The organism is Fulvivirga kasyanovii (assembly GCF_009711405.1).
Classification (GTDB): domain Bacteria; phylum Bacteroidota; class Bacteroidia; order Cytophagales; family Cyclobacteriaceae; genus Fulvivirga; species Fulvivirga kasyanovii.
Genome location: NZ_SMLW01000374.1, coordinates 1 through 7,647, shown reverse-complemented (window position 1 = coordinate 7,647; position 7,647 = coordinate 1). Strand labels below are relative to the sequence as shown.

The following is a 7,647-nucleotide window of genomic DNA, read 5'->3' as shown; positions in this document are numbered from 1 at the left end:
ATCGCATCCACTGCTTCTGCCTCAGTTTCAACCAGCTTAAACAGGTTAAGGTCTTCTTTGTGTACATTGTTTGCAGCGGTGAGCATGGTATCCTTAATCCAGTCGATAAGCCCGCCCCAGTATTCTTTACCAACCAGTACGATTGGGAATTTACCGATCTTTTTGGTCTGTATTAGGGTAAGGGCTTCAAAAAGTTCGTCCAGGGTACCAAATCCACCTGGCATTACTATAAAGCCTTGAGAGTATTTGGTAAACATTACTTTTCTTACGAAGAAATAATCGAAGGTTATGAGCTTATCAGGATCTATATACTCGTTGCCTTTTTGCTCAAAAGGAAGGATAATGTTAAGTCCAACGGATTTACCGCCCTCAGACTTTGCTCCCTTATTTGCTGCTTCCATAATTCCCGGGCCTCCACCAGAGATCACTCCGTAGCCATGTCTTACAAGTTTAGCAGCTATATTCTCAGCCATTTTATAGTATTTGTGGTCATCGCGGGTACGGGCTGAGCCGAAAATAGTAACGCAGGGACCGATCTTGGCAAGCTTTTCAAAGCCTTCCACAAACTCGGACATTACCTTAAAGATAACCCAGGAATCATAACTTTTAATTTCATTCCAGTCCTTCTCTTCGAAAGCCCGGACAATTTTTTTCTCCTCCTCAGTAAGATCATCTATGTTTTTTATATTGTCCAGTTTTGTCTTTTTTACTTTCATCTCTTTCATCTGTTATTAGTTGTTTTTAATGACTAAAATGGGAATCAATCAAAGCGTGATATTGTATATGATCATTCCTCATCAATTTTATTTTTAAAGATCAGATACCCATTTCTTGAGCAGGGTCAGGTCTGTATGCAACAGACAAGAAACAGCAAGGCGCGCTTTTTCACCTCAGCCGAATACGTGTGTTATTCAATATCTGATACAATCCATTCATAATCCAGTAAATAAGTTATTCACTAACTTTTTCCACGGTTTGTGGGCCTGAATATCATCAGGGGCTGGATAAAAATTTTGCTCTTCTGAACAGCTTATTTTTCAAAACAGCCGCTAAACTTAAAAAATTATATAAGAGTAAAAAATGTTTTGCTCGCATTAATTCTTTAAAAGGTCATGAAGAGCTTCTTTAATTTCAGGAAATTTAAACTTAAATCCTTCTGATTCAATCTTTTCTGACGAAACCCGGCTACTTCCCAGAAGCATGCCTGCCATTTGCCCCAGCACCAGTTTGAGTGCAAAGCCAGGTACGGCAGGAAGAAAGAACGGTTTGCCCATGACCCTGGCTATTGATTTCGTCAACTCACGGTTTGTAACCGGATGTGGTGCTACGCCATTATATGGGCCATTTATATTTTCATTTTCCATGGCATGGATGAAAATATTGCAGAGATCATCGATATGTATCCAGCTCATGTATTGATCACCACTACCCAAGGGTGCGCCTAAGCCAAACTTAACCGGTTTTCCTATCTCCTTTAGTGCGCCTCCCCGGTCACTCAGCACTACTCCCACCCGGATTTTTACTACCCGGATGTTCAAGTCAGCGATCAGGTCGGCTTCCGCCTCCCAAGCTTTGGTTACTGTAGCCAAAAAGTCATCTCCAAAACGGCTTCCTTCCTTTTGCCACCTGTCACCATTATCAAAACCGTAATAGCCTATTGCTGATGCCGAAATAACAGCCTTTACCTGATTAGGATGGTCTCTTAAAGTATCTTTTAATAATGCTGTAGACCTTGTGCGGCTCGCAAGAATAACTTTTTTTCTTTCATCAGTCCATTTCTGATCTGCAACACCTGCACCTGCCAGATGAATAACATAACTGACATCATCAAAGGCCCGGGTATCAATGGTTTGTTTGGTAACATCCCAGGCAAAAGCCTCAACATCATTAACTTTTCCTGGCGATCGGCTTAAATACCTGACTCCATAACCCTTTTCCTGCAGCAATGCTGTCAACCTGGAACCCACCAGGCCAGTGCCACCTGTTATAAGGACATTTTTATTCATATTTTCACTCATGAATTAAAGCTAAGTACAACTAACAAAACGGCTTAGATGGCATAAGGTTATTATGTCTGAACAATTTTAAGTGATGGTCCCAAACCAATATTCACACTGGCTGTCTAAATAATTTTGTCTTAAAATGTGATTTTGATTTGAATTTTTTAAACGAAATTGGCCTGCTAAACCAATCACAAATCGATGCGCGCAATACCTGCATTAATTATTTTTTTCCTGCTTGCTTCATGCAGTACTATGGTCCCTGTTAAAAAAACTTCGTCTCCCGATATTCGGTTACCATTGGGTAAAAAAGAGTTTTTGTTCATCAGCAGGTTTACTGCCGATAGTTTGCCATTTAACAACGACAATAAGGTTGAAGTTTTCCGGATGGGCTACAACAGCTTTGTTCGTGGTCTAAATGCAGGATACGATAGCAGCAGGTACTACAACATCACTCACCTGGACAGCCTGGTGGAGAGGTATGCCGCCACCGAACCCGGCCCCCCGATAAGCAAAGAGAAAGTGAGGGAGGCCTGTTTGGAGCACAATGCAAATTATTTTCTAAGCCTGAATGCTTATAACTTATACTTTGACCAAGAGGTAGAGGTAGTAAAACAAGAGGACGGCACCAAGGATAGAACGGCTTATTATGACCTGGTGGTGGAGTCTTATATTACCATGTATGACAAAGATGGAGAGCAGCTACACCAATTCCATGATGAGCGGAGAATAGAACACGATAAACGCTCTGTAATCAGTGGCTTACTGGCAGTGGGGCCTTCAATGGGAAAGGCTGATAAAAATGCTGTGATTATTTCTACCGAATTGGGGAGGGGTTTTATTCAAAAGTTTTACCCACGAGCCTATTTTGAACAACGTCAATTCTATCATACCAAAGTATTTAAAAGTGCCTACAAAGCCTACTTAATGGAAGATTGGGATACAGTGGAAGCCGAACTGCTGAAGCTTTCGGAATCATCAAAACCGGAAATAGCCGGTAAGGCGGCCCACAACCTTGCGGTACTGTATGAGAATATCAAGCGGCAGGATGATATGGAGTATTGGAGGGAAAAAGCGAGGGATTTGTTGGGGGAGAAATTATTTTGACATTGCCGAAAAAACCCCTGACAACATAAAGTAGCAAAGGTCACTTATCAGGTGACCTTTGCTACTTTAATGAGTATTTCAATTTAGAAATTATAGCTATATTTTATCGTAAATGTTCTACCTGTATCAAACGATGTAAATATTTGCTCATCTGCTTTATAATTTTTCCAAACTTGATCTTTTGAATCTCCAAGAATGTTATCTACTCTCATTGTAAGTTGAGACTTTTTGCTTGCGCCTATCTTTCTTGATGCATTTAGGTTAAGGCTATGGAAAGGTTTAACATATACATCTGGCACCTGTCCTACACCAACAACAGCCAGGCTCTCGCCTTGAACATTGTAGGATAAGTTAAAATTAGTATTTCCTTCTGCATCCGAAAAATTAAGGTAAGTGTTGATCAAAAATGGGGCTTGGCCAGCCATAACTCGATCTTCATCAACATCTTCACCCGTTCTGGCCTGCTCTACTCTTGACTCAAATTCAGAAGTGATTTCTCCTGTCACTCCATCTTCTAAAACTACAATTTCAGTCATATCAACTTTCGAAGCTGCCAGAGTCACATTTGTGCCAGCTGAAAGCCCTTCTATGAAACCTAGCCTTTTCCTGCCTTCAACTTCAATACCATAGACCTGGCTCCCTCCTATATTCCTCCAGGTAACCTCAGTAGGTTCTGTCTGAAAACGAACCATCTCAATATGACCAGAGAACTTTTTATAGAACCCAGAAACTGCAATCATTTGGTCTCTGCCAAAGAAGTTCTCTACCCTCAAATCAAAGTTATCCACATCTGTTTGCTCCAAGTCAATATTTCCGCTGTATCTAATACCAGTAATGGGGTCTAGAATTTGAGCTATAGACTTTTCTCTAAATGAAGGACGTGCCACAGTTCTTCCATATGAAGTTCTAATATTCATATCATCAGTCAGGCTAAACACAAAGTTTACAGAGGGCAAAAAGTTTAGCTTATCCAGAGTCCTTTCATCATCGTATACGACGATCCCAGAGTTATCCTGACCTGTATAATTCATGTAAGCCTGTTCTACTCTCAATCCAAATATGGCTCTTACACTACTGTGTAAAAATATGTCACCCATACCATAAGCTGAGTATACAGCTGATCGCGCATCATAATTATTTGCTGCTTCATATCCTCCTTGGATATATGTACCTTCCTCAGTTTGCGCATTCCAAATATTTTCTTCCTGAAGTAGATAATCCGGATTGTTTTGAACGATACCCTTGTTTTGCAGAGAAAATGCATATGTTTCAAATTCTCTCCACTTCAATAGCGCTGCTGCTCCGAATTTCAGTTTGTTATTATCACCAAACTCATAGGTAGCATCAATTCGTGCGCTCTCATTATTTTCATTCATATCTCGCCAAAACCGACTTACTCGGCCTCCATCACCTCCATCAATAGAATATAGTGGCTGGCCGTCTTCGCCAACCTGATCCACCTCAGCAATAAGGGCCTCTCTATAATCAGGATCATAAACCCTGGCCCATGTGAATGTATTATTCCACTCCAATGTTATTTTATTGAAGTTATGTTTTCCATAAATTGATGGACTGGTTATAGATCGCTGCGAGTATGTTAATACATCCTGATAGGCAGTCTGACCAGTCTCCTCAAGGTCCCTGGAGATTCGGCTGGTTGCTTCTACTACAGCGTTTTGAGTCCTAAAAAATGTCAAGCCCACCTCATGCCTGTTGGTTTTAATGGCTCCTGTCAACAAAGAACTCCAAAGTATATCATTTCTCCCTAAATCCCCATTTCTAATTCTCTGTGCATCCAATTGATATATGTCTTTGTTGGCATCTTTAAAATAATACCCCCATTCAGCATCTTCATAATATTCATACTGATTTTGATAGTTAAGCACCAGTCCATAACCTAGTTTATAATTTCCTTTATCAAGCTGATTTCCATGATTAATTGAAAAGCTCGTATTCAAAAAGCTATTCTTTCTGATGGCATCCATATTAGGATCCAGACGTTTGGTTGCATCAATGGTTGGCCCCGGGTTAGTAGCAATATTTGGGTTTTCAAAAGATGATGTTGGATCATCGAGTGGTAACTCTCTGGTTCCATCATCAAAGCCAAGTAAATCGGTTTTTCCACCTTCGTATGACAAGAAGTCTCCGTTTAAATTCATTTTTGGGTTGTACCCAAAGCCTAGTGAAACTGAAGTTGTTTTTTCCTCAGGAAAACTTTTGGTTTCAACATTCACAGTACCTCCTGTAAAGTCTCCGGCAAGCTCCGGTGAAAAAGTTTTATATACAATAACATTTTCAAGGACGCTAGTAGGGAACAAGTCTATCTGAACGTCGTTTCTATCGGGATCCAAACCAGGTATACTCATGCCATTTAAAGTGGTTCGGTTATATCTGTCTCCCAAACCTCTTACATAAACGTATCTTCCCCCTTGTATAGAAACTCCGGTAACACGCTTAATGGCACCAGAAAGATTACTATCACCAATTTTTCGAAATGTTTGTGATGACATCCCATCAAGCACATTAGCTGATTTCTTTTGTAAGGTGAGAATTGCTGCTTCTGAATCTTTAATTACTTCTGCAGTTACCACAACCTCAGCAAGTTGCTCAACATCTGTCGATAAAGTAATATCCATTGTATTAACCTGACCTGCAACAATTTCTACATTCTCAACAGTTTTAGTTTGGTACGAAACAAACTGAAAAACTATTGTGTGTGTACCTGCATCTAAAGGCAAGGAATAATTGCCTTCAAAATCCGCAACTGTTCCAGTGGTTGTTCCTTGTCTGGAAACAGTGGCTCCAATAAGCGCCTCTCCCGTTTCTCCATCGATTACTTTACCTCGCAAATACCCCTTCTGAGCTAATACAGATGCTGTAAGTGCGACATAAAATAGGATAAAAGTAATTGAAAATTTTCTCATTTGTTCATTGTAAAATTTGTTGCAAAGGTAGATTTTGACAGACAGAGGTTGGGAATATATAAATTACCAATTGTTTAACTTTATGTTTCCTCAAGATGCTTTGCTTAACATATACTTAACATAGGACGCCCGAATGCAAAAAAAGGCTCTGCCGCATGGCAGAGCCTTTTTTGCATATTCTAACAATTACAGCAGTTCTGAAATTGAAGCATAAGACCAAGCGTCAAATACTGTAGCATCAGAAGCTCCTGTAGCAGTTGCACTTGACACTTTTCCAGCAGCAGAAGTTTGATATGACGCAGGAACATCACATGCATCCTCATCATCTCCATCATATACCGATACTGCAGAAAACTCAACAGTAGTGAAAACCAGATTATCACCGATCAGGTTGGTATAAGCGTCAGTCTTATCCGCACATGCATTGTCAGGATCGAAGCTAGCTCTGATTTTAATAGTAGCTCCACCAGTGAAACCAGAATATTTTACATTATTAACTGTTCCTTGCGCTTTAGATTTGAAATCTGCAGCAAATCCACCTCCGTCTACAGATGTGATCGTTCCGTTCTCTATTGTAAATTTACCAGTAGAGTTTTCTGAACCTTCAGGACCATCAATTTCAAGACCTTCGTCTGAACTGGCAGCAGTACTGGTATATACAAGAAAGTTACTTACGGTACCAGAGTATGCCTGATCAACGTCAATAGCATCATCACCAACAGTGTAGACCAACAAGTTACTTAGGTTTACAGATCCTCCGAAAAACTCAACTCCATCATCATAGTTGGCAAAAATCTCTATGTGAGAAATTGTAGTACCAGAACCAACACCACCTAATGTCAATCCATTGATATCATTACCTGCTACGGCATCGATAGTAGTACCTCCATGCCTGATAGAAACATATTTTAAGGTACCCCTATTATCATCTGCAACATCACCACCATACTGACCAAGAGGCTCAGAGGCAGGAACTCCTTCAATTTGAGCAGTTGTACCTGCATCAGGAGAAATAGGTGCATTTCCTAGGATTACAACACCACCCCAAAGCTCATTATCATTTGCATCAAGATTAGTACCTATTTTCTGTCCTACAGCGATGTTATCAGCAGTAGCTGTAAAGATAATAGGATTATCAGCAGTACCCTCCGCATCAATCATACCATCTCTTGCAATCATTAGAACAGAAGCATTAGTACCTTCCCCTGGACGGCCCTTGATAATGGTTCCGGGCTCGATGGTCAAAGTAGCACCATCAGTTACAATAACTCTACCTGCAAGTTCCCAGATACGATCAGCAGTTAAAGTTTTGTTAGCAGTGATTAAACCAGAAAGCACCTCATTTGGAAGAGGCTCAGGAGCATCACCAACACTCAATACATGAGTAAATACTTCAGTATCACCATCAGCATCAGTAGCAGTGAAAGTGAATGTAATGTTTGAATCTTCGTCAGCCTCTACAGCGGTGTAAGAGAAAGCCCATGTGGCAGAAGTTTCGCCAGTGTAAGTCTCAGCAGCAAATGCAGCAGTACCTTTGGTTACAGCCAAAGCAGCAAGGCCATCCTTTGCCTCTAATGTAACTGTACCTGTGTAAGTTCCTAAATTGTCAATTGTAG

At 40.5% G+C, this 7,647-nt stretch carries 5 protein-coding genes; 1 reads left to right on the top strand and 4 read right to left on the bottom strand.

Going from position 1 to position 7,647, the window contains the following annotated elements; translation table 11 throughout:
• The coding region (locus tag E1163_RS04320; protein ID WP_155169867.1) for an LOG family protein at positions 1-716 on the bottom strand (716 nt) is incomplete at its 3' end.
• Positions 717-1,094: 378 nt separating this feature from the next.
• Complete coding sequence (locus E1163_RS04315; RefSeq protein WP_155169865.1) at positions 1,095-2,006, bottom strand: TIGR01777 family oxidoreductase; 912 nt, start codon at positions 2,004-2,006, stop codon at positions 1,095-1,097.
• Positions 2,007-2,201: 195 nt separating this feature from the next.
• Here E1163_RS04315 and E1163_RS04310 point away from each other — a divergent pair, with 195 nt between their 5' ends.
• On the top strand, positions 2,202-3,107 hold the full coding sequence (locus E1163_RS04310; protein WP_155169862.1) for a DUF6340 family protein: 906 nt from the start codon (positions 2,202-2,204) through the stop codon (positions 3,105-3,107).
• Between the two features lie 83 nt (positions 3,108-3,190).
• Here the strand turns inward: E1163_RS04310 and E1163_RS04305 are convergent, their stop codons facing one another.
• On the bottom strand, positions 3,191-6,031 hold the full coding sequence (locus E1163_RS04305; protein WP_155169859.1) for a TonB-dependent receptor: 2,841 nt from the start codon (positions 6,029-6,031) through the stop codon (positions 3,191-3,193).
• Positions 6,032-6,217: 186 nt separating this feature from the next.
• On the bottom strand, positions 6,218-7,647 hold a 1,430-nt coding region (locus tag E1163_RS30400), incomplete at its 5' end, for a hypothetical protein (protein ID WP_185155952.1).